Genomic DNA, 21,771 nt, shown 5'->3' with positions numbered 1-21,771 from the left:
CTCTGGCTCTGGCTCTGGCTCTGGCTCTGGCTCTGGCTCTGGCTCTGGCTCTGGCTCTGGCTCTGGCTCTGGCTCTGCAAGAACACTATCCGTACCTTGCTCTGATGCAAGTGCTTCGTCTGATTCTTTGAGATCATCAAAATTCAGCTCATCAAGCAATGGATCCGCTTCCGGTGCCACATTAAGCATGTCATCAATGAAATCATTACTTGAAAACTCTTTCTCAGACTCATCCTGAGATGCTTCACTTTCAGCTAAGAGCTCATCATCGTGTTCATCGTTTTCTTCTTCAGCTTGCTCATCCATCAGAGCATCGAAGTCGAGTTCTGGTTCTGGTTCTGGTTCTGGTTCTGGTTCTGGTTCTTCAGATTGTGCTTGTTTTTCGATCTCTAATAGTTCTTCAAACAGATCGGTACCTTCATCACCATAGTCTTCTTGAGTGTCATTTGACTCAGTCGCTTCAGCTTCTGGCTCACCAAGTAGCTCATCCAATAGCTCAGTGCTATCGTCATCAACAGAAACTTTATCTTGTTCTGTCTGGCCGCTTTCTAACAATTCATCCAGCATCTCAGTTGAATCTTGATTCAACTCTTCGGATTCGCTTTCAGAAGCTTCTTCAAGAAGCTCATCCAGCAAGTCAATACTGTCTTCATTGAGCTCAACATGATGGTCACTATCATCGATGCTATTTTCATCGATAAGTTCATCCAATAAATCTGAGCTATCAGAGCTTAATTCGACGCTTTCCTCATCTAGAAGCTCATCAAGAAGCGCTGTCTCATCGATGGATTCAGCTTCAAGTTTTTCTAGGTCAGCTTGGGCTTCAACTTGTGCAAATAGATCGTCCAACTCTTCATCAGAAGCCAGATTATCTTCACTCAACGCTGCTGGCTCTTCAGTACTTAAGTCAAAATCATCCTCGCTTTCATCAAGTACCGTCTCGAAGTCTTGGCTACCCTGCTCTTCGGGGCCCTCATCAATGTCGTTAAGAAGATCATCGAGAAGTGATTGGTCCAACCCATCACTACCTAATTCTTCTGTCTCTTCATCACCTTCCAATAATGAATCAAAATCATCTTGGGAAAGAGAGCTTTCATCCGATAAGTCGAACCCTTCAAGCTCAGCGTCATCTTCAATAACGACTTCATCCAGCGCGCGCTCCATTTCTTCGAGGCCAAGCGCTTTGTCTTCGCTATTAACGCTAATACCACTGTTGCTACCGTCCAGATCCGCTAGCTCAGCATCTAAATCACCATCTTCGCCAATGCCTGCGAATGGATCTTCACCATCCTCACCTTCCAGATTGAAGTCGAGGTCGCTATCATCCAAATCAGCAAACACGTCTGGCTCACAATCTTCACCTTCCAGTTCAGTCTCATCGCCAAATAACTCTGGCTCAGACTCTTCGGAATCGCCGAACAAATCATCGTCTAATAATAAATCATCTTCGACTTCTTCATTGTTCATCGCTTCGGGTGGGATGATTGGAGCGACTTCAGGCTGCGGCTGAACCTCTGGCTGTACATCTTCAGGTTTAGTAGAACGACGACCTAACAACATGACAATAATAAGGCCAATCAATAAGCCTGGAATTATCGCCAAAGCAGCCACAAGCCATGTATTACCAAGCAGCTGATCCATGGCTGTCGGTGCCATTTTTTGTTCTTCCGCAAGACGCTGTCTTTCAGCATCCAAGAGTTTTTCAACTTCAGTGCGAATACGAGATTCATCACCCAACTCATCTTTCAGTACGTCCACTTCGGACTGCACCTGCGCCAGCATTAAGCGCAAACGATGATTCTTCTCTTCCAGAGCGGACAATTCCGTTTCCGAGTTTTCTAGCTGCTTTTCTAACACCTTAACTTGTGTTTTGTTCTCCGATTTAGCGATATCTTTCATATCATCCTGTTTCGAAGAAGTCGTCACTGTGACTTTTGGGGTCTCAGCAGGTTTTACCGCAGGAGAAGTAGGTTTACTTGCTTGTTGTGTATTTACTTTTGGCTGTGGACGCGCGCTTGGGCGGCTTGCTCCATCCAAGCGTGCTTGGTGCACTGTCATAACACGGACAGCTTCTTCCGTTGATACGCTGCGCACCTGAGCCAAGGAAGGCACGCGTAGTGTACTTCCTGGAATCAATTCATGAATATTTTGCTGGTCAAAAGCTTGCGGGTTGAGCTGAAAGATAGCTAATAGCGTTTGCTGAACCGTGACATTGTTTGACGGGCGCAAACGAGAAGCAATACTCCACAACGTTTCACGCCCGGTAGTTGGACCGTAAAAACGGGAGGGTTCACTTTGCGATGCAGAATTTCTGGAAAACGATTCGGAATACTGTGGCGAGGACTGGATCTCACCATTTGGTCCTTTTAGGCGAATGCTTTCTGCACTAACGATTGAAGTTTGAGTCACGGCTACCATTGCTACAGGCAAAAGGAGACGCTTTAAAAGTCGACGCATATAAGGCTCAGCTATGTGCTCAAAAAATTAAAATGTGTTGATCTGTTAAATATATCGGATAAATCGCTCAAAACTATAGAAGCCGAGACAAAAAATGTGTGTCAAACACAATAATCGCAGTAATCTCACACAAAAATGGCAATGTGAATGTGCGTGCGAATAAAAAAGCCCCAGCATGCTGGGGCTTTCACTGCTTATAAATTGGACTTTAGTAGTAATCTCGGATCAAAACTTCTGCAATTTGAACCGCGTTTGTAGCTGCACCTTTGCGCACGTTATCTGCCACAACCCATAGGTTAATACCGCTATGGTGGCTGATGTCATTACGGATACGACCAACCATCACGTGATCTTTACCACCCGCATCACGAACTTGAGTTGGGAAGTCTTGTCCGTGGAACACTTCAACCCCATCAGTCTGCTCTAACAATTGAATCACTTCCTGAGCGTCAATTGGTGCTCGCGTTTCAATATGTACCGCTTCTGCATGACCATAGAAAACAGGAACACGGACGCAAGTTGGGTTAACGGTAATCGAAGGATCATTAAAGATTTTTTGAGTTTCCCACACCATTTTCATTTCTTCTTTGGTGTAGCCATTGTCCATAAACTGATCGATCTGCGGGATACAGTTGAACGCAATCTGTTGTGCAAACTGTTCTGGCTCAGCAGGAATGCCGTTCAGTAATTTTGCAGTTTGCCCTGCTAATTCATCAATCCCCGCTTTACCCGCACCTGCAACAGATTGATAGGTCGATACGTTAATGCGGTCAATGCCCACTGCATCATGGATCGGTTTAAGTGCAACAAGCATTTGAATAGTTGAACAGTTTGGATTCGCAATAATATTGCGGTTACGAAACTCAGCAATGGCTTCTGGGTTTACTTCAGGAACAACCAAAGGAACATCATACTCGTAACGGTAATGGGACGTATTGTCGATCACAACCACACCTGCATCAGCTGCAATCGGGGCCCACTTCTCAGAGAGTGCACCACCAGCAGAAAACAAACCAATGTGCGCTTGTGACCAATCAAAGTCTTCGACATTTTGTACTTGTATTGTTTTACCATTGAAACGGTAAGTCTTTCCTTCACTGCGTTCACTGGCTAGCAGATAAATTTCGCCGACTGGAAACTTACGCTCTTGAAGAACTTCGATGATGGTTTCACCGACAGCACCGGTCGCGCCCAATACAGCAACATTAAATTGTTGGCTCATTAACTTACCTCAATTTGAAAACCTAATTTTTCCAACGGTTCAAGATTACAGTGTTGATCGCCATATAGTCTCACAGCACTGTACTCTCGTCTGTCCCAATATTGTTTACGCATCACGTCAAACGCGCCAGAGTTATGGATTTCACGACGGAACAACGCATCATCCTTACGCACATCGTAGATGATTTGCGTCAAGTTATGCAAAGTCGCTTCATCCCACGCTCTATTCAGCGTTAGCTCTGGGACTGGAGCCACGGGTAATAACTCGCTCGCCATGGCAGCGAGCGGTTTACCTAAAAATTCGCAGTAGCTATTAAAGATCATGGTCGTGCCACGCGCTTTGCCCTCAAGGCCGTAGCCCGCGACATGAGGGGTGGCGAATGCTAACAGAGGCAGAAGCTCCATATCAACTTCTGGTTCAAACTCGAAGACATCAAGTGCAGCAATAAAACCATCTTGCTTCAACAAACGTTGTTTTAGCGCATCGTTATCAACCACAGGACCACGGGCAGCATTAATGAGAATTTGATCCTCACGAAACCCATTCAATACTTGCTCATCAATAAGATGATGAGTCGGATGATCGCCATCGCGTGTGATTGGCGTATGCAAGGTAACAATATCTGAACGCTCAAGTAGCTCAGTGAGTGGCGTAAATGAGCGGCTATCCCCTTGTGCCTCTTTAGGAGGATCATTAATCAATACATTGATACCAATGCCTTTCAAGCATTGCTCTAAATAACTGCCGACTTGACCTGCGCCAATAATTCCCACCGTCTTATCGAACACAGAGAAGCCATGTTGCTGCGCCAGAACCATCATGACACTGAATACATACTCTGCAACACCCACTTTGTTACAGCCTGGTGCCGCTGTGAAGAAAATGCCTTTTTCACTCAGTAAGGCTTGATCGACGTGATCCATTCCTGCAGTAGCCGTACCGACAAACTTAAGCTTGTTAGCCTTTGCAATAAGGTCTGCATTCACTTTCGTGACGGAGCGAATCATTAGCGCATCAACATCAATTAAATCATCAGCCGTCAACGTTCGACCCGGCTTTAGAATCACTTCGCCTAATTGGCTGAATAGAGATTCTGCATATGGCATGTTTTCATCAATAAGGATTTTCATATCGGTAGGTTCAGCGTATGACTAAATAGAGTGAGATTGTGCAGAAAAGGCCGTGACCTGTCGAGGGAAAGATAAGTTTTCCTCTCATTCCTTTTCGCAGAAAGAAAAATGCCCGGCATATAGCCGGGCAACGTTCCAGAACAAAAGGATCCTGTCCCGCTCTCCATGGGACAGAGTCTGCGTCTGTTCGACCGATTAAGTCGGTCAAGCTCTGGAAACTGGTTTTGCCAGTAGGCAAATACAGTTATTAGCCTTGGTACTTCTTAATAACGAGTGTTGCGTTAGTACCACCAAAACCAAAGCTGTTTGACATAACGGTGTTCAATTCTGCTTCGCGAGTTTCTGTCACGATGTCTAGACCTTGAGCCGCTTCATCCAAGTTTGCTACGTTGATGCTTGGTGCAATAAAGCTGTGGTGCAACATAAGCGTTGAGTAAATCGCTTCATGTACACCAGCCGCACCTAGTGCATGGCCAGTCATTGCTTTCGTTGCAGAAATTGCTGGGCTGTTACCACCAAATACTTCTTGGATCGCGCCTAGCTCTTTAACGTCACCAACTGGTGTTGATGTTCCATGAGTGTTCACGTAATCCACACCGTCAACGTCTTGCATTGCCATCTTCATACAACGTACAGCACCTTCACCAGATGGCGCTACCATATCGTAGCCATCAGACGTCGCACCGTAACCTACGATCTCACCATAGATTTTTGCGCCACGAGCTAGAGCGTGCTCAAGCTCTTCGATAACTAGCATACCGCCGCCGCCAGAGATAACAAAACCGTCACGGTCTGCATCGTAAGTACGAGAAGCTTTTTCTGGCGTCTCATTGTATTTCGTTGATAGTGCGCCCATCGCATCAAACATCATAGTTTGAGACCAATCTAGCTCTTCACCACCACCAGCAAAGACAACGTCTTGTTTACCAAGTTGGATAAGCTCCATCGCATGGCCAATACAGTGTGCTGACGTTGCACAAGCAGAACTCATTGAGTAGTTCACGCCACGGATTTTGAATGGCGTAGCCAAACAAGCAGAAACCGTTGAAGACATAGTACGAGGTACCATGTATGGACCTACACGTTTTACACCTTTTGCACGCATTGTATCTGTTGCGATAGTTTGGTTTAGTGCCGATGCACCACCAGAGCCAGCAACAATACCTGTGCGCTCATTTGAAACTTGGTCCTCAGTTAGACCAGCATCTTCAATTGCTTGCTGCATTGACAGGAATGCGTACGCCGCTGCATCACCCATAAAGCGCATTTGCTTACGATCGATGTGTTCAGCTGGGTTGATTTTTAGATCGCCCCACACCTGAGAACGTAGACCTTGCTCTTTAAACTGCTCAGATGCAGTAATACCAGATTTACCTGCTTTAAGAGACGCTAGTACTTCTTCGACGTTGTTACCGATACTCGATACGATACCCATACCGGTGATGACGACTCGTTTCATTATGCAATTCCTATAAATCAAAAAATTGTATCGCTACCATGATGATGACATGGTTTGAGCGGTTGTCAGTTTCAGAGCGCTCAATTATGCAGCATATACTATCTGGCAGCATTAACACGCTCTGAATAATAACGAAGTTGACCATCAAAAGTGGTCAGCTTTCCCAGAAATCCGTACAATCCCTATTAGTTTACCGCCTTATATCGCACATTTCTGACATTATGACTTCAATCACTAACGCTCAGCTCGACTGGAATGAAGCAGGTACCCCTGTTTCAGACCAGTTTGATGACGTCTATTTCTCTAACGTGAATGGGCTCGAAGAGACCCGCTATGTTTTCCTGCATCAAAACCAACTGCCCCATCGATGGAATGATTTTGATCAACGTCGCTTTACAATCGGTGAAACCGGTTTTGGTACAGGACTCAATTTTCTTGCCGTATGGCAGTGGTTTGATGACTTTAGACAGCAAAACCCAGATGCGCCATTAAAAGAGCTCCATTTTATTAGCTTTGAGAAGTACCCCTTAAGTAAAGATGACTTAATAAAAGCTCATCAAGCATGGCCAGAACTGAAGACATATGCTGAGCAGTTGCAAAAGCATTACCCGATTGCGGTGCCAGAATGTCACCGTATTGTGTTAGCCGATGGCGCAGTAACGCTCGACCTTTGGTTTGGTGACATCAAAGATTGTATGCCAAAAGTCCCTACCACTGAGAGTGGGATTATCGATACTTGGTTCCTTGACGGCTTTGCACCAAGTAAAAACCCTGAAATGTGGAATCAAAATCTGTTTGATGGCATGGCAATGCTAGCGAAACAGAACTGTCATTGTGCCACCTTTACTGCCGCTGGTTTTGTTCGCCGAGGCTTAATAGAAGCCGGCTTTGACATGAAGAAAGTAAAAGGCTTTGGCACCAAGCGCGAAATGATAGCAGGAACCCTTTCAAATCTAAAAGGTTTCACCAATCATAAGCCTTGGTTTGCACGAGAATCGGCCACTGCTTCTGATGACATCGCCATTATCGGCGGCGGTATTGCTAGTGCAACGCTCGCGAAAGCCCTTATTCGTCGTGGTCAAAAGGTAACCCTGTATTGTAAAGATTCAGAAGCAGCTCAAGGGGCTTCAGGTAATCGTCAAGGCGCCGTTTATCCATTGCTCAATGGCTCCCACACTGGTGTGTCACGTGTCTTTGCCCCTGCATTCCTATATGCGCGTCAATTTGTTGAACAGATGGCAGCTCAATCTATTTCATTTGATCACAGCTGGTGTGGCGTTACCCAATTAATGTGGGATGAAAAAGCGGAAACCAAGCTTAACCGCATGCTTGAAAGCGGCTTTTCTGAAGCACTGATCCATAAACTGAACGCGCAGCAAACCAGTGAAAAGATTGGTTTACCTATCAGCACATCAAGCGTTCATTATCCACTTGGCGGTTGGTTATGTCCGGCTCAGTTAACCCAAGGTATATTGAATAGTCTTGAGCAAAGCGATTCTTTTAGCGCGAAGTTCAACCATCAGGTCAATAAACTTACTTGGCATGAAAATGAAAGCAAATGGGCCGTTCATACGGAACAGGGCACTTTTCAGCACTCGATTGTTATTGTTGCCAATGGCCACGAATTCGCTAAATTAACACAAACTCAAGCCATTCCTCTGGGGCAAGTAAAAGGCCAAGTTAGTCATATTCCAACCACCGATTCTTTGCAAAAACTGAAAACGGTCCTTTGTTACGACGGTTATATGACCCCGGTGAATCCAAACAATGGCCACCATTGCATTGGAGCAAGCTACGATCGAGAAAATATCGATACCAAATTTGACCCTGCTGCTCAGAAAGAAAATGGTTTAAAACTGAGTAAATGCATATCTGATCAAGATTGGCCTAATGAAGTAGACACCAGTGAAAATCATGCAAGACAAGGCGTTCGTTGTGTCAGCCGAGACCATTTACCCTTTATTGGCCATGTAGGCAACTTCGAAGCCACTAAGCATGCCTATCAAGACTTGCCAACACAAACAGAAGAGAATGCTGCCAAAGCACCAGTTTATCCAAATCTATTCTGTATGTTAGGGCTTGGTTCTCGAGGTTTAAGCTCTGCTCCCCTTTTAGCCGAAGTACTCGCATCACAAATTTGTGGAGATCCATTACCGTTGCCTGTTGATGTTTTGGAAGAGCTGCATCCGAGCCGAATGTGGGTAAGGAAATTGAGGAAAGGAAAAGCCATCACTGAGCTTTAATAAAAAAACGCCTCGTAGTTACGAGGCGCTTTTTTGAGTAATCAATTAGACTAGCTGTGCAACCGCTGCCTTGATTTCATTCACAATACCAGCATTTGTGATTTCACCAGTCTCAAAGTCGAAGTTATCGTAGAAACTTGGTACAGAAACTGACGCTTTAACATTGCCACCAAAATAAGGCGCAGAATTAGTAGCGGCAGCTAATACCGTTTGAGCGCCACCAGGACCGGGAGATGTCGCTAAGTAAACAGCTGGTTTATCCTGAAATACAGCACGCTCAATACGACTCGCCCAATCAAATAGGTTTTTATATGCTGCTGGGAAGTGACCGTTGTGCTCTGCAAATGAGATGACAAATGCATCTGCTTCAGATAAATCACGTAAAAATGCCTGTGCGCCTTCAGCCTGACCAATCTCTTTTTCAGTGTCTTCGCTGAACATAGGTACGTTGTAATTATTGATATCCAGTACTGTTACTTCAGCATTTTCGACCAACCCTGCGCTGTAAGTTGCCAATGCCTTATTGATCGATGTTGAGCTGGTTGATGCTCCAAAAGCGACGATTTTCATGTTTTAACCCTCTGTTCTTCTTAGTTGAGATAAGAATATCCCACAGGTTAAAGCGCAACAATTACAAAACGGATACAGAGTCATTCAAATTTTTCGAATATCTTTCAATGGCTCATTACGCCTGACTAAGTAGTGTTTTCCAGAGGTCATTCACAATAGTACGATCTGCAGGTGTTAACTCAGAGCGAGCGCCTTCTAAGCTTTGTTCTATTCGATTGGTGAGTTCACCAATATCATTTACCCCTTCTTCCTCACAAGCGGCGGCTGACAGAGAAATATGACCACGTAAATAGCCTCCAGCAAACAGTTCGTCGTCTGAAGCTGTCTCAATACGTGCATCAATTAGCTCTAATAGTTTTTCTTCAAATTCGATAATCATTCTGATCTCTTTTACTTAACGATAAAGTCGCTCGGCTCTAAAGCCTTAGTGGTGTAAAACTGCGCTAAAGCGTCAGCAAGCATTTTCACTCTTGGTGGGATGCCTTTTTGTAATATATCCATCACTTCTTGATGAACTTTTGCCATAAAAGCCAAACGATCGGGCTCAAAATCGCCGTGTAGATTGTCACAACTGACAGTAAAAGGAAACCCAGCACTTGTTGCCAAGATCCACTCGTAGGCTTGAGGACGAATCTCAACTTTCTCAAACTCAGCCTGAACCGCCGCTGTGCGTCCATCCGGCTCATACCAATACCCAAAATCTTCTAGCAACCGACGCTTTGGACCTGCTACACACCAGTGAGCAATCTCATGTAATGCCGACGCATAAAAGCCTCTGGCAAAAATAATACGATGATAGGGTACTTTCTCATCTGCTGGCAGGTAGATCGGTTCATCACCGCCCAACTCGAGGCGAGTATTAAATTCATCAAAAAAAGTCTTATTAAAAATCGAGATCAGATCTTGGTATTGGTGCGTCATATATTTCTTGTAGAGTTTTTACGTGCGCTCGCATTTTCGCTTTTTTTAACTTTGAGGTAAACCTACAAATCATGTGCTGCTATTAGATTTAATTATGTGAAAAACGTTTTCGTAAATACAAAATCTCATTCGTCAGCTGTGGGTTTTCCTACTACACTCACGCCTTATTTTATCGTCCTCCAGATTAGTACGGGTTTCGCTATGTTGTTGAGTGTTCTCTATATTATTGGAATTACAGCGGAAGCTATGACTGGCGCATTAAGCGCTGGCCGAAGAAAAATGGATTGGTTTGGTGTAATGTTGGTCGCGAGTGCCACTGCTATTGGTGGTGGTACCGTACGTGATATTTTACTTGGGCATTACCCACTAGGTTGGGTAAAAAACCCCGAATTTCTCGCCATTACTTGCTTGGCTGGGGTACTTACAACAGGACTCGCCAAGTGGGTGATCAAGTTTAAAGGCTTGTTCATTCGCTTAGATGCACTTGGCCTTATTGTATTTAGTATCATCGGGACCAAAGTGGCAATAGGCATGGGCTTGCACCCGGGTATCTGTATGGTATCTGCATTGGTGACTGGTGTATTTGGTGGTCTATTACGTGATTTGATTTGCCGTCAAACACCACTTGTTTTGCATGAAGAGCTTTATGCTTCTGTCGCGCTTATCGCCTCCGGCTTATACCTCACCCTGCTTGAATTCAACGTACCAGACGTAACGGCAACTATCATTACCCTAGTAACTGGTTATGCACTACGCATGGCAGCAGTGCGCTTTAAATGGCGTTTGCCTTCATTCCACTTGGAAACAGAAAGTTCGATTCACTAGTTAGAGTCAAAGCGTAACTAGAAATACATGAAAAAGGCTGTTCATAGAGCAGCCTTTTGTATTCTTATCAAGCAAAGATTCAAGCTTAAATCTTTGGTGTTTCTGTGGTTACGCCATGGTTTTGACCACGATGACGCAACAAGTGGTCCATCACCACAATTGCCAGCATCGCTTCTGCGATAGGCACTGCGCGAATACCCACACATGGGTCGTGGCGACCTTTAGTGATCAACTGAGTTGGCTCACCGTCTTTAGTGATAGTCTCACCCGGAACCGTAATGCTTGATGTTGGCTTCAGTGCGATGTTTGCAACGATGTCTTGACCCGTTGAAATACCACCCAGAATACCGCCAGCATGATTACTACCAAAGCCTTCTGGAGAAAGCGGGTCACGGTGCTCGCTGCCTTTTTGGTTCACGACATCAAAACCGTCACCGATTTCCACACCTTTCACCGCGTTGATGCTCATTAATGCATGCGCGATATCTGCATCCAAACGGTCAAAGACTGGCTCACCAAGGCCAACAGGTACGTTGGTTGCCACAACCTGAATTTTAGCGCCAATTGAGTCGCCTTGTTTTTTCAGATCACGGATGAGTTGGTCAAACGCGTCCACTTTGTCCGCATCTGGGCAGAAGAACGCGTTGTTTTCGATTTCATTCCAATCCACTTTATCGATTGAAACATCACCCATTTGTGACAAGTAAGCACGTATTTCAACACCGAACTCGTCTTTTAGGTATTTCTTAGCAATTGCACCCGCAGCCACACGCATTGCCGTTTCACGAGCAGACGAACGACCGCCACCGCGATAATCACGGATACCGTATTTTTGGTGGTAGGTATAATCAGCGTGTCCAGGACGGAATTTGTCTTTGATCTCTGAATAATCTTTTGAGCGCTGGTCGGTATTTTCGATTAGAAGACCAATTGAGGTCCCCGTTGTTTTACCTTCAAATACGCCAGATAGAATTTTGACTTCGTCCGGTTCACGACGTTGTGTGGTGTAACGTGATGTGCCAGGACGGCGGCGGTCAAGATCCGTTTGTAGATCTGCCTCTGTAATTTCAAGCCCCGGAGGACATCCATCGACGATACATCCTAGTGCGATACCGTGACTTTCTCCGAATGTTGTCACTCGGAAATGTTGTCCGATACTGTTTCCTGCCATTACTTCCTCAAATTTGTAGCCACTGCTGACTCGCAACAGCTTTCACTCCTATTCTTCGTAAATTCATAGTCGCTTTATTACGAATTGATGTAAACCCCTATTTACCATCAATTCTGTATTTCTTTTCGCATAAAAAAACGCCGGACAATATCGCCGGCGTTTTTTAAACTCATAGGTTTAACTATTAGTGCATTAGTCTTTGTAAAGAGAAAATTCCGCTTCACATTCAACTAATTGCTCGCGAGTCAGCATAAAGACACCATGACCGCCGTTCTCAAATTCGATCCAAGTAAATGGAATTTGTGGATACTGCTCCATCATATGAACCATTGAGTTACCCACTTCACAAACTAGAATACCGTGTTCAGTTAGGTAGTCCGGTGCATTCGCTAGGATACGACGAACCAGCTTCAATCCATCCGTACCAGCAGCAAGGCCAAGCTCAGGCTCATGAGTGAACTCATCAGGCAGGCTGTTCATGTCTTCTTCATCCACGTAAGGGGGATTAGATACGATCAGGTTGTATTTCTCTTTTGGCAAATCACGGAACAGGTCTGAACGGATAGGAAAGACTTGCTGTTCCATACCGTGATCTTGAATGTTCTGCTCAGCAACTGTTAAGGCATCGGCCGAAATATCAATAGCGTCGACTTCCGCTTCTGGGAAAGCATGTGCACAAGCAATCGCAATACAACCGCTACCCGTACAAAGATCCATAATACGAACAGGTTCTTCTACCAACCAAGGTTGAAATTCATTCTGGATCAGCTCACCAATTGGTGAACGAGGCACCAATACGCGCTCATCCACAAAGAACTCAAGGCCACAGAACCAGGCTTTGTTGGTTAAGTATGAAGTTGGCGTACGATCGTTGATGCGTTTCACGACACGCTCAACAATGCGAAGGCGTTCGCTTGTCGTTAAACGAGAATTGAGTACATGCGGAGGCACATCAATCGGTAAATAAAGGGTTGGCAAAATGAGTTGTACCGCTTCATCCCACGCATTATCAGTGCCATGACCATAAAACAGATTAGCGGCATTAAAGCGGCTAACCGTCCAACGAATCATGTCTTGAAGCGTATGAAGCTCTGAAACTGCTTCTTCTACAAAAATCTTATCCAAAATTGCCTCCGAAAAGCGCTACAATACTGCTAGTTGTATCGAAATACGTAGTTATAACCTTATGAGCAAGAAAGACACCGACCTAGATGATGACTTCGCCCTTTTTAAGGATGCAGTACAAGGCGTAAAAAAGTTGCAACAGGATACCATAGTCCAGCAACCAAAAAGAAATACTAAGCAAAAAGAAATCACCCGTACGGCCCGTGAAGCCAGTGATACAGAGTTTTATTTCTCTGATGAGTTTATGCCACTTTTAAATGAGGAAGGCCCAACTCGCTATGCCCGTGATGACGTATCCACTTATGAGGTTAAACGTCTACGCCGTGGTGTTTATGTACCGGATGTTTTCTTAGATATGCACGGAATGACGCAGCAAGAAGCTAAGCGCGAGCTCGGGGCGATGATTGCGTATTGTGTAAAAAATGATGTCCACTGTGCCTGTGTTCAGCATGGCATTGGTAAACATATTCTCAAACAAAAAGCTCCACTCTGGTTAGCACAGCACCCTGATGTGATGGCCTTTCACCAAGCGCCACTCGAGTTTGGCGGAGATGGCGCATTACTCGTTCTACTCTCCATTCCAGAGAAGTAATGTAGACAAAAAAGGAGCCGAATGGCTCCTTTTTAATGTCTGAGTTCTGGTGGAATGGGTAAATCGGATGTTTTGAGGTTCGGGCGTTGACCGCCCCGTTTTCGGTATTGCTTAAGTTGGAAAACATAAGCCAAAATCTGCGCCACCGCAGTAAACAAACCATCTGGGATTTCCTGCTCAAGCTCTGTTGTATGGTATAGCGCACGAGCCAAAGGTGGAGCCGGAACAACATAAATATCATGCTCGCGGGCGATTTCACGAATTTTTAATGCCATATGGTCGGTGCCTTTCGCAACAACAATAGGCGCACGATCTTTATCTTGCTTATAACGCAGTGCTACTGAGAAATGTTCTGGGTTAGTCACAATCACATCGGCCTGCGGAACTTCCGCCATCATCCGACGCTGCGCCGCTTCACGCTGGAGCATACGAATACGACCTTTAACTTCGGGCTTACCTTCCGTTTCTTTGTATTCGTCTTTAACTTCTTGTTTCGTCATTTTCAGTTGGTCTGCATGCTGCCAAATCTGAAATGGAATATCGATAGCAACTACAATGAGTAGCGAGCAACTAATGAGCAAAACAAAGTTAAGTAAGATGTCGAGTGCATGAAAAATATTTTGTGGATACACATCCATGCTGAGCTGGAACAGGTCTGCTTTCGCTGCATTGATCAAATAAAACGCAACACCTGAAACCAGTGCCACTTTTAAAATCGACTTCAGTAGCTCAACCCAACTTTGCAAACCAAACATCCGTTTGATGCCACTAAGAGGGTTCATCTTAGACAGCTTTGGCATTGCTGCTTGGGCAGAAAAACTGATCCCACCAACCCCAGCAGCGCCAATCAGAGCAGCAATGAATAAGGTCAAAAGAATGAGTAATAGCGGAAGCATTAAGCTGGTCAACGACCCCAATGCAATATCAAACAGCTTAGCTTGATCAAACACTTCTTCTCGGCTGAGATCGAACAAGCGCCCCATCACCGTAAATAGCCCACGAGCTAACCCCTCGCCAAACCACATCAGGGCAACCGCGCCTATCACTAATACCGACACCGATGCCAATTCTTTAGACCTTGCAACCTGCCCTTTTTCACGAGCCTGTTGCAAGCGTCTGGGCGTGGCATCTTCGGTGCGTTCTTGACCGTCTGACTCTGCCAAATCAGTCCTCCGCCATTAGCAATTTAATCGAATAAAGCGACATATCTGCTGCTCCCCTTGTTGCCAGAATAGCTCATAATGACTAAACAAACCGCCAAGTATGTACCAACACAGCAGCAAACCCACGATCAGTGCAAACGCAAAACCCAAAGAGAAGATGTTAAGCTGCGGCGCTGCACGTGTCATGACACCAAACGACAAATTGATCGTCAACAAAGCAATAATGCCTGAGAGCGACATGCTGAGTGCAACTTTAAACATGATCCCTAACCAGAGAGCTAGTTCACGAAAGTCAATGGTATTAAGCTGCCCAGTACCAATGGGTAAACTTTTAAAACTCATGACCACCAGTTGAATCATCTTTAGATGACCATCGGTCGCCAAAAAAAACATGGTTGCCAAAAACATAAAAAGCTGACCAAGCAAAGGCGTATTTTGCCCGTTGGCTGGATCAACCATAGAGGCAAAACCCAAGCTTGATTGCATACCCAGAATTTGCCCCAGAATGACAAAGGTCTGGATCATAAACTGGGTAACGGTCCCCATTGCAACACCAATAATGATTTGCTCTAACAGGACCATAAAGCCTTGAAATGAAAGTAGCTGGATATCTTTTGGGACCGCAGGAAGCATTGGCATCACAGCAAAAGTAATGGCTAAGCCAAGGTAAAGACGAATACGCGGCGAAACAAAACGGGCTCCCGTGACGGACATCACCATCAGCATTGCTGCGATGCGTGTGTATGGCCAAAAGTAGTTTGCTAACCACTCCAGTACGACGCTGGTTGGGTATTCCATAGCCAGACCTAGTATAAAACCTGTGGCATTCTTTCAACCATGGAGAAGAAATACTCCATCAGAATCTGCGTCATCCAGTGCGCAAACAACATCAACGCCAACAAAGTCACGATCAAACGAGGTAAAAAGCTTAAGGTCTGTTCGTTGATGGACGTTGCGGCTTGAAAAATCGCAACAACCAAACCGATAAGCAAGCTGGGGATGATGATGGCACAGACCATCAAAAGCACCATCCATAACGCTTCGCGAAACAGTTCTACAAACATTTCTGGAGTCATGGATTTCCTCCTGCTACAACGCGAAGCTACCGGCTAAGGTGGACAAAATTAGGTTCCACCCATCAACCAGTACAAACAACATCAATTTAAATGGCAACGAGACAATCATTGGTGACAACATCATCATACCCATTGCCATCAAAACCGATGCCACAACCAAATCAATGATTAAGAATGGCAGGAATAGCATAAAACCAATTTGGAACGCAGTCTTAAGCTCCGAAGTAATAAAGGCCGGGATCAATACCGCCATAGACACATCTTCTGGTGCAGTGGCGTTCGAGCCGGAAATATTAACAAACGTTTCCAGATCTTTGACTCGCGTCTGCTTCAGCATAAAGTCTTTCATCGGGCCTTGTGCCGCATCAAACGCTGCCCTAGCAGTAATTTGCTCATTCAAGTACGGTTGAATTGCATTGTCATTTATCTTGCCAAGCACGGGGGACATAATGAAAAAAGTAAGGAAAATGGCAATACCGATAATGACCTGATTCGATGGCGTTTGTTGCAAACCCATTGCTTGCCGGAGTATCGACATTACTACGACAATTCGCGTAAAAGAGGTCATCAAAATAACCATGGCTGGCAAAAAGCCAAGCATGGTCATCAATGCCAGAATTTGAAGGCTGATCGAGTAATCTTCCCCACCATTAGGATTGGTGGTCATGGTAAATGCAGGAATGCCACCGCCACTCCCCGTGAGTGTACCTGTTGAAACTGTTTTTGACGCGCCCTGATCTTTTTCCATGGCACTCACCGTCACAGCCGAGGCACCTGCTGTATTTGCAGGGATAGTCGTTGCAATTTCTTCTTGCTGAGCAAAGGCAACCGAAGTAAAAGTCCAGAGCACAAGCATTAAAAATACACGGCGAAAGAGGTTAGCTTTTATCATTATTTTTTAATAGCTGCGTCAGCTGGCTAGCAAATGGGCTGGCTTGCAGCTCCTCCTGAGATAATGGCTTTTCCAGCTTAGAAATTAGCTGGATATTTTGTGCGGTGACACCTACTAAGAATTGCTCTTCCCCAGCCTGCACAATCATAAGACGCTCACGCGTGCCTACTGGAATTTGTCTAATCACACTGAGCCCTTTTTGATTCACCATCGTCGGGACTCGCATTCGTTTTAGTAACCAAGCAAGCAGTAAAATAAAGACGATAACGAACAAAAGCGACCCGAAAGTGGTCGCTATATCCAATTGGCTGCCAGGTTCTGCAGCCAAAGCAATACAAGGAAAGTTCAACAAAAAAGTCAGCGGTAGATACTTCATGCGCTACCTTAGCTTTTTGATGCGCTCAGTCTGACTGATCACGTCAGTGAGACGAATACCAAACTTATCGTTAACCACCACCACTTCACCATGAGCGATTAAGGTGCCATTAACTAACACGTCTAGCGACTCACCTGCTAGGCGTTCCAACTCAACGACTGAGCCTTGGTTTAACTGCAATAAGTTACGAATGCTGATCTGCGAGCGCCCGACCTCCATCGAGATGGTCACAGGAATATCGAGGATCGTATCCAGCTTACGTCTTTCGTCATCAGAAATTGGGGACGAAGTATCTTGCAACTCGTCCAACTGTGCTGACATTACTTCATCAACGTCAACCTCCGGTGCATCTGGGTCTTCTCCCAATGCGGCTGCCCATTCGTCAGCTAACTTTTGATCGTCAGTTGGTTCCATCTTGTAATCCTACCTTTGTTGCGTTTGGCGTTAATCTTCGATCTCGCCAGCATCTTCTTCTAATTCTGATATAACATCTTTGCCTAAGAAGGCGATGTCAGTTTTCACCACGTCTGGGCGTTTAATCTTCTCTGATACTTGCACTGCCAAGTTTTCGCCAGAGCGACCCATTTTCACACGGAAAGTCGGCAGCTCTTCAACAAACATAACAGCGTGTTCTGGCATGGTGATGGGAATGATGTCTCCGGGCTGAAGCTCCATCAAATCACGCAATGAAATATCTTGTTCCAGTAAATTGACACGAAAGTTCACCGGCACATCCATGATCTCTTCACGCAGTGCACTACTCCAGCGAACATCCGTTTCCATCTTATCGGACTGAACACCCGCATCGAGTAACTCACGAATCGGCTCAACCATCGAGTAAGGCATCACGACATGGAAGTCGCCACCGCCACCATCCACTTCAATATGGAATGAGCTCACCACAATCACTTCTGTCGGGCTAACAATGTTTGCCATGCTTGGGTTTACTTCGGAGTCAAGATATTCAAACTCGACACCCATGACAGGTGACCAAGCTTCTTTGTAGTCTTCAAAAACAATCTTTAATAGTAATTGAACGATTCGACGTTCCGTTGGGGTAAATTCACGCCCTTCAATTCGCGCATGAAAACGACCATCACCACCAAAAAAGTTCTCTACTAGGATAAATACCAACCTCGCTTCCATGGTAATAAGTGCAGTCCCTTTAAGAGGACGGAAACGCACCATGTTCAGACTGGTCGGTACATACAAGGTATTTTGGTATTCGCCAAACTTCATCATCTGGACACCGTTGATCGACACTTCTGCCGTTTTTCTCAACATATTGAACAGACTGATTCGCATATGACGTGCAAAACGCTCATTAATTAATTCAAGCGTTGGCATTCGACCACGGACAATGCGGTCTTGCGAGGAAAAGTCAAAATCCACCGCACTTGTATCGACGGGGGAGGAATCTTCCTCTACCTCGTCGACATCATCAACGCCATGAAGCAACGCATCGATTTCATCTTGGCTTAATAGATCGGTCACTCTTCACCTACTGAATTACAAAATCCGTGAATAGAACACGTTCTATCACCGGATTACCTATCGCACGATTTAGTGCAGCTTTAATATCTTCTGTTGCTTTATCACGCAGCTCAACACGCCCATTGGTGGTTCGCAATTGTTCTACAGTGGCTGAAGCAAAGGTACTTATCAATGAGCTTTCGATAAGTGGCGAGTGGTATTTGGCAAGGTTTTCATTGTCAATGCCACGCACCATTAGCTGGACTTTGATTTGAACCATGCGGTTTCGCTTATCCCCTGTCACATTAAACAGGAAAGGTTGTGCAAGGTTCACATAGGAAACTGGATCCGTAGGTGCCATCACTTCCTGTTCGGCAACTTGCTGTTCATCTGCTGCCTCATCTGATCCCATTAAGAAAAATGCGGCTCCACCACCACCTAATAAAAGAACAACGACAGCAATAATGATAATTAGAAGCTTACTTTTCCCTTGCGGCGCTTCCGGTTCCATGTCTTCGGCCATAACTAACTTTCTCTATTTGTTTCATTTTTTTATAGTTTAAGCGTAATAACTGATTCCATCACGCTTTGAGCTGACATTCAAATCAAGTTTGACGTCTGGTTCAAGATTTTCATCGCCACTAAACGATTGATTGCCGCCACCTTGACCGCTTTCCCCCTGATTACCAGCAGCATATCGGTTTTGTTGCCCTGAAGATTGTTGCTGAACTGAGGTGTCCCCCAATTGGACTCCCTGCTGAGCAAGCATCTCACGCAGCCTCGGCATCGATTGTTCAATGATGTCACGAGCTTGCTGGTTGGCGACCGTAAAATGAACCGCCGCACCATCTCCATTCATATTCATTCGAATCTGTAAGCGACCAAGTTCTGGTGGGTCTAAACGAATATCGATGTTCTTTAAGTTCTTAGACATCATCATCTGCACTCGCTCAGCGACCTGATCACTCGCCATTTCACGATTTAACTGCATCGGTGTCTGAGCAACCGCTTGTTCTGCTCGTGCCTGAATACTGTTACTTGTTGTTTGCTGACCCGTTAGTTGAGAGAGTTGCTGCGCCAAACCATGTTCTTGCTGGACTTGACCTATCTGCCCACCCTCTTTATGCGCTAGCTTACCAATGTTAGCTGCCGCTTTGGCTCCCATAGCCGCTTGTAATGCAGCTTGCTCGTTTACTAATGGTGAGGTTTGCCCTGCCATCATTTGTGATACTGCATTTGTCGCGGCATGCTCAACGGGTGCAAGGTTCTGCGTTGTTATTGCGGCTTTATCGATTGCTGCAAGCTGCGCATAAGCTTGTTGATTGCTTTGCTGGTTTAATGCCGCCTGCTGTGCAACCATTTGATTATGCTTATTTTTACCATCAAGCGCCACAGCATCATCACCATCAAGTTCTATCTTCTCATTTGAGCTACTACTCCACGGAATAGCAGTTGCAGTAACCGTTGTTGCTGCCACGGCAGGAGTAACACTTTCCGCGGCTTGCTGGATCGGTTGTGCCACTGTATTGAGAGCAGCATCAGAATGCGCCATCGCTACACTGACTTCTTCAGGCGTTGTTTCCGCAGATTCAGCATCCAATTGTTTTTGAGCTACAGGGCTCGCTACCGTGACCATATCAGGGACATCGCTTGATTGCTCTTGCTCAGTTACTGGCGTATCCAGTTGTTGCTCAAGTGGCTTTCCCTTCTCCACTTCTGAGGTCGAAGCCATCGATACCTGTTCAACTGGCTCTCCCTCATCGACGGATGCCGTCGCAGGCATCACACGAACTTGCTGTTCCACCTCTTCTTCAACCTTTGAGCTTGATTCTTCAGCATTGACGGCTTCTAAGTCAGATTGTTGAACAAAGCGCTTAGCAGATTCCGGGATCACAGGTTGCTCTTTGACTTGAGGCTCTTTTGAATCTGACGCTAAATCGGATGACTCAACGCCTTCGACATCTTTCAGAGGACGTAGGGTATCATCATCTACGTCAACCGTTTTACTTCGAGTATTCTTCGTTACGTCTTCCGTTGGAATGGCTTCATTATCAAGCTGCTGGACATCTTCAGGAGGCAACGCTTTGCCGTCTTTTGATTTCAGAGCCTGATTCGCTTCATTGAGCCGACCAAGTAATTCATCACCTTCAGACATAATGTCATCAATGTTTTCATCAACTGCTTCACTTTTGTTTTCATTCGTTAAGCGTTTAGCGCTGTCAACATCGATGCTTTCGGCGTCGCCATCGACCTCAACAGGCAAATCTTCGCCTTCCGCCTGTGCTTGTTTGAGCAAGGCATCCGTGCTTTCTTCAGACTCGTTGGTTTGAGATGCGGTATCAGCCTCAATTTTAGAGTCTTCAGACACCTCACCTTTTGCTGTGGTTTCCCCTTTAATAAAGGCAGAAAGTTTGGCAAAAAAACCTTGTTCTTCAGTAGGTTCAGCACTAGTTTCACCGCTCTCTATCGCGACTTTACCCACTTTGGGTGTTTCCGTGGTCGGAGTTAGGTTCACGTTCATAAAGGCTACTCACTTAATGGAGTTGACGGATAATCCGTATCTTCAACTTAGTTGCACAATAATATGAGTAGCAACTGCAAAATACGCGCCAATGTCAGCGGTCGTGACGATCACACAGATCGGCGACGTGAGAACTGTAATGTGGAAAACTCATCCAACTGTTTTTGTTCTCTTTGTTCCTGTAACCGCTGTTTCTCTGTCTTTTTCTTGTCGATCAACCATTCGTAAGAACGGCGCTGCTTGCGTGTCTCAAGCCAATTTTGTTCACAAGACTCGACCTGCTGTTGAAAGTGGGATTCGGCTTGTTTCTGCTTCGAAAGTGTTTCGTCGAGCGTGGTAAGAAATCGATTCAAATGGGTATATTGACTGGCAGTCAGGCCATTTTTTCCTCGGTCAACCAATTGCTGGCAGTAATCGAGGCGGTACTGTTCAATCTGTTGCAATTGTTGGTAATAGCCATCAAGTTCCGTACGCGCTTTATTGAGCGCAAGTACCGCTTGGTTTTCGCGCTCTTTAGATTGCTCTAACAAAAACTCTAATGCATTTTCCACGTGC

The 21,771-nt window shown here is 45.4% G+C and carries 22 protein-coding genes; 3 read left to right on the top strand and 19 right to left on the bottom strand.

The window, feature by feature from the left end; translation table 11 throughout:
- From ACQEXU_RS17005 to fabB, 4 genes are all read right to left on the bottom strand, one after another.
- Nucleotides 1-2,457, bottom strand: a 2,457-nt coding sequence (locus ACQEXU_RS17005) for a FimV/HubP family polar landmark protein (protein ID WP_427011702.1), incomplete at its 3' end; no start/stop codon positions are given.
- Between the two features lie 208 nt (nt 2,458-2,665).
- On the bottom strand, nt 2,666-3,679 hold the full coding sequence (locus ACQEXU_RS17000; RefSeq protein WP_427011701.1) for an aspartate-semialdehyde dehydrogenase: 1,014 nt from the start codon (nt 3,677-3,679) through the stop codon (nt 2,666-2,668).
- Nucleotides 3,679-4,809 (bottom strand): 4-phosphoerythronate dehydrogenase, encoded by a 1,131-nt coding sequence (locus tag ACQEXU_RS16995; protein ID WP_427011700.1) that lies wholly within the window; start codon nt 4,807-4,809, stop codon nt 3,679-3,681. Before ACQEXU_RS16995 ends, ACQEXU_RS17000 begins: the two co-directional genes overlap by 1 nt.
- Before the next feature lie 247 nt (nt 4,810-5,056).
- Entirely contained in the window at nt 5,057-6,268 is a 1,212-nt protein-coding gene (gene fabB, locus ACQEXU_RS16990) for a beta-ketoacyl-ACP synthase I (protein WP_427011699.1), read from the bottom strand.
- Between the two features lie 221 nt (nt 6,269-6,489).
- Between fabB and mnmC the strand changes: the two genes are divergently transcribed.
- The gene (mnmC, locus tag ACQEXU_RS16985; RefSeq protein WP_427011698.1) at nt 6,490-8,511 is read left to right on the top strand and encodes a bifunctional tRNA (5-methylaminomethyl-2-thiouridine)(34)-methyltransferase MnmD/FAD-dependent 5-carboxymethylaminomethyl-2-thiouridine(34) oxidoreductase MnmC; all 2,022 of its coding nucleotides are present in this window, start codon (nt 6,490-6,492) and stop codon (nt 8,509-8,511) included.
- A gap of 45 nt (nt 8,512-8,556) precedes the next feature.
- On the opposite strand, the gene ACQEXU_RS16980 is transcribed toward mnmC, so the two are convergent.
- From ACQEXU_RS16980 to ACQEXU_RS16970, 3 genes are all read right to left on the bottom strand, one after another.
- Nucleotides 8,557-9,081, bottom strand: coding sequence for an NADPH-dependent FMN reductase (locus ACQEXU_RS16980; protein WP_367986925.1), 525 nt, complete (start codon nt 9,079-9,081; stop codon nt 8,557-8,559).
- Between the two features lie 115 nt (nt 9,082-9,196).
- The gene (locus tag ACQEXU_RS16975) at nt 9,197-9,460 is read right to left on the bottom strand and encodes a YfcL family protein (RefSeq protein ID WP_367986926.1); all 264 of its coding nucleotides are present in this window, start codon (nt 9,458-9,460) and stop codon (nt 9,197-9,199) included.
- A gap of 11 nt (nt 9,461-9,471) precedes the next feature.
- The gene (locus ACQEXU_RS16970) at nt 9,472-10,002 is read right to left on the bottom strand and encodes an elongation factor P hydroxylase (RefSeq protein WP_427011697.1); all 531 of its coding nucleotides are present in this window, start codon (nt 10,000-10,002) and stop codon (nt 9,472-9,474) included.
- 201 nt (nt 10,003-10,203) lie between these two features.
- On the opposite strand from ACQEXU_RS16970, the gene ACQEXU_RS16965 reads away from it, so the two are divergent.
- Nucleotides 10,204-10,827: a trimeric intracellular cation channel family protein gene (locus ACQEXU_RS16965; RefSeq protein WP_427011696.1), complete on the top strand. Its 624-nt coding sequence runs from the start codon at nt 10,204-10,206 to the stop codon at nt 10,825-10,827.
- An 85-nt stretch (nt 10,828-10,912) separates the two neighbouring features.
- Here the strand turns inward: ACQEXU_RS16965 and aroC are convergent, their stop codons facing one another.
- Both aroC and prmB read right to left on the bottom strand, forming a co-directional pair.
- A complete protein-coding gene (aroC, locus tag ACQEXU_RS16960; protein ID WP_427011695.1) occupies nt 10,913-11,998 on the bottom strand; it encodes a chorismate synthase in 1,086 nt (361 codons plus the stop codon).
- Between the two features lie 192 nt (nt 11,999-12,190).
- Entirely contained in the window at nt 12,191-13,123 is a 933-nt protein-coding gene (gene prmB, locus ACQEXU_RS16955) for a 50S ribosomal protein L3 N(5)-glutamine methyltransferase (RefSeq protein ID WP_367986930.1), read from the bottom strand.
- A gap of 61 nt (nt 13,124-13,184) precedes the next feature.
- Here prmB and smrB point away from each other — a divergent pair, with 61 nt between their 5' ends.
- Nucleotides 13,185-13,715, top strand: a complete 531-nt coding sequence (smrB, locus tag ACQEXU_RS16950; protein WP_367986931.1) for an endonuclease SmrB — start codon at nt 13,185-13,187, stop codon at nt 13,713-13,715.
- Nucleotides 13,716-13,747: 32 nt separating this feature from the next.
- On the opposite strand, the gene flhB is transcribed toward smrB, so the two are convergent.
- The 10 genes from flhB to fliJ form a co-directional block, all read right to left on the bottom strand.
- Complete coding sequence (gene flhB / locus ACQEXU_RS16945) at nt 13,748-14,878, bottom strand: flagellar biosynthesis protein FlhB (protein WP_367986932.1); 1,131 nt, start codon at nt 14,876-14,878, stop codon at nt 13,748-13,750.
- Between the two features lie 15 nt (nt 14,879-14,893).
- On the bottom strand, nt 14,894-15,676 hold the full coding sequence (gene fliR / locus ACQEXU_RS16940) for a flagellar biosynthetic protein FliR (protein WP_367986933.1): 783 nt from the start codon (nt 15,674-15,676) through the stop codon (nt 14,894-14,896).
- A gap of 8 nt (nt 15,677-15,684) precedes the next feature.
- Nucleotides 15,685-15,954, bottom strand: a complete 270-nt coding sequence (fliQ, locus tag ACQEXU_RS16935) for a flagellar biosynthesis protein FliQ (RefSeq protein WP_367986934.1) — start codon at nt 15,952-15,954, stop codon at nt 15,685-15,687.
- Nucleotides 15,955-15,967: 13 nt separating this feature from the next.
- Nucleotides 15,968-16,810 carry a flagellar type III secretion system pore protein FliP gene (fliP, locus tag ACQEXU_RS16930; RefSeq protein WP_427011694.1) on the bottom strand — a complete coding sequence of 281 codons (843 nt, stop codon included), beginning with the start codon at nt 16,808-16,810 and terminating at the stop codon, nt 15,968-15,970.
- 22 nt (nt 16,811-16,832) lie between these two features.
- A complete protein-coding gene (fliO, locus tag ACQEXU_RS16925; protein WP_427011693.1) occupies nt 16,833-17,222 on the bottom strand; it encodes a flagellar biosynthetic protein FliO in 390 nt (129 codons plus the stop codon).
- Nucleotides 17,223-17,225: 3 nt separating this feature from the next.
- Nucleotides 17,226-17,636: a flagellar motor switch protein FliN gene (fliN, locus tag ACQEXU_RS16920; RefSeq protein WP_367986936.1), complete on the bottom strand. Its 411-nt coding sequence runs from the start codon at nt 17,634-17,636 to the stop codon at nt 17,226-17,228.
- 30 nt (nt 17,637-17,666) lie between these two features.
- Nucleotides 17,667-18,716: a flagellar motor switch protein FliM gene (gene fliM / locus ACQEXU_RS16915; protein WP_367986937.1), complete on the bottom strand. Its 1,050-nt coding sequence runs from the start codon at nt 18,714-18,716 to the stop codon at nt 17,667-17,669.
- Between the two features lie 7 nt (nt 18,717-18,723).
- Nucleotides 18,724-19,218, bottom strand: coding sequence for a flagellar basal body-associated protein FliL (gene fliL / locus ACQEXU_RS16910; protein ID WP_367986938.1), 495 nt, complete (start codon nt 19,216-19,218; stop codon nt 18,724-18,726).
- Nucleotides 19,219-19,254: 36 nt separating this feature from the next.
- Nucleotides 19,255-21,216 (bottom strand): flagellar hook-length control protein FliK, encoded by a 1,962-nt coding sequence (locus ACQEXU_RS16905; protein WP_427011692.1) that lies wholly within the window; start codon nt 21,214-21,216, stop codon nt 19,255-19,257.
- Between the two features lie 110 nt (nt 21,217-21,326).
- A complete protein-coding gene (gene fliJ, locus ACQEXU_RS16900) occupies nt 21,327-21,767 on the bottom strand; it encodes a flagellar export protein FliJ (protein WP_427011691.1) in 441 nt (146 codons plus the stop codon).
- Between the last annotated feature and the right edge of the window lie 4 nt (nt 21,768-21,771).

Origin of the sequence: Vibrio sp. TRT 21S02, from assembly GCF_050113675.1 — a bacterium.
Classification (GTDB): domain Bacteria; phylum Pseudomonadota; class Gammaproteobacteria; order Enterobacterales; family Vibrionaceae; genus Vibrio.
The sequence above is the reverse complement of the archived record's forward strand: the minus strand, read 5'-3'. Positions and strand labels throughout refer to the sequence as shown.

Bases quoted from the DNA above. Each gene is read 5' to 3' on its own strand.
- ACQEXU_RS16995 (WP_427011700.1), bottom strand. From the start codon at position 4,809: ATGAAAATCCTTATTGATGAAAACATGCCATATGCAGAATCTCTATTC.
- mnmC (WP_427011698.1), top strand. From the start codon at position 6,490: ATGACTTCAATCACTAACGCTCAGCTCGACTGGAATGAAGCAGGTACC.
- fliQ (WP_367986934.1), bottom strand. From the start codon at position 15,954: ATGACTCCAGAAATGTTTGTAGAACTGTTTCGCGAAGCGTTATGGATG.
- ACQEXU_RS16970 (WP_427011697.1), bottom strand. From the start codon at position 10,002: ATGACGCACCAATACCAAGATCTGATCTCGATTTTTAATAAGACTTTT.
- ACQEXU_RS17000 (WP_427011701.1), bottom strand. From the start codon at position 3,679: ATGAGCCAACAATTTAATGTTGCTGTATTGGGCGCGACCGGTGCTGTC.
- fliO (WP_427011693.1), bottom strand. From the start codon at position 17,222: ATGAAGTATCTACCGCTGACTTTTTTGTTGAACTTTCCTTGTATTGCT.
- ACQEXU_RS16965 (WP_427011696.1), top strand. From the start codon at position 10,204: ATGTTGTTGAGTGTTCTCTATATTATTGGAATTACAGCGGAAGCTATG.
- aroC (WP_427011695.1), bottom strand. From the start codon at position 11,998: ATGGCAGGAAACAGTATCGGACAACATTTCCGAGTGACAACATTCGGA.
- fliL (WP_367986938.1), bottom strand. From the start codon at position 19,218: ATGGCCGAAGACATGGAACCGGAAGCGCCGCAAGGGAAAAGTAAGCTT.
- fabB (WP_427011699.1), bottom strand. From the start codon at position 6,268: ATGAAACGAGTCGTCATCACCGGTATGGGTATCGTATCGAGTATCGGT.
- ACQEXU_RS16980 (WP_367986925.1), bottom strand. From the start codon at position 9,081: ATGAAAATCGTCGCTTTTGGAGCATCAACCAGCTCAACATCGATCAAT.
- smrB (WP_367986931.1), top strand. From the start codon at position 13,185: ATGAGCAAGAAAGACACCGACCTAGATGATGACTTCGCCCTTTTTAAG.
- fliP (WP_427011694.1), bottom strand. From the start codon at position 16,810: ATGCTTGTGCTCTGGACTTTTACTTCGGTTGCCTTTGCTCAGCAAGAA.
- fliR (WP_367986933.1), bottom strand. From the start codon at position 15,676: ATGGAATACCCAACCAGCGTCGTACTGGAGTGGTTAGCAAACTACTTT.
- ACQEXU_RS16905 (WP_427011692.1), bottom strand. From the start codon at position 21,216: ATGAACGTGAACCTAACTCCGACCACGGAAACACCCAAAGTGGGTAAA.
- ACQEXU_RS16975 (WP_367986926.1), bottom strand. From the start codon at position 9,460: ATGATTATCGAATTTGAAGAAAAACTATTAGAGCTAATTGATGCACGT.
- fliN (WP_367986936.1), bottom strand. From the start codon at position 17,636: ATGGAACCAACTGACGATCAAAAGTTAGCTGACGAATGGGCAGCCGCA.